A 343-nucleotide genomic window follows, 5' to 3' on the forward strand; every position below is an offset into this window, starting at 1 on the left:
GCCCTGGTGGCGTTCGGCGGAGCGCCGATGTTCTTCTACCTGCTGCATCTCTACCTACTGAAGCTGCTGTACCTGCTGGCGCTGGCGATCTGGGGCGCCAACCGGGGCGACTACTTCGGTTTCTCCTCGGTGCCGGCGCTATGGCTGTGCAGCATCCTGCTGGCCGTGGCGCTGTACCCGGCGGTGCACTGGTTCGCCGGTTTCAAGGCGCGGCGGCGGGATATCGCCTGGTTGAAATACTTCTGAGGCGCGGAGCATCCAGGAGCCGCTGGAAACGTCCGGCCCTTCCCCCCCACGGGTAGGACGAATGATGCTAAGCGTTATCCGCCGGACACAGCAGGCA

1 protein-coding gene is annotated in these 343 nt (G+C 64.7%); it reads left to right on the plus strand.

Annotated features, from left to right (window positions below):
• On the plus strand, positions 1-246 hold a 246-nt coding region (locus BST14_RS31885; protein WP_211280843.1), incomplete at its 5' end, for a hypothetical protein.
• Positions 247-343: the final 97 nt, after the last annotated feature.

This window comes from Mycobacterium arosiense ATCC BAA-1401 = DSM 45069, assembly GCF_002086125.1.
Classification (GTDB): Bacteria; Actinomycetota; Actinomycetes; order Mycobacteriales; family Mycobacteriaceae; genus Mycobacterium; species Mycobacterium arosiense.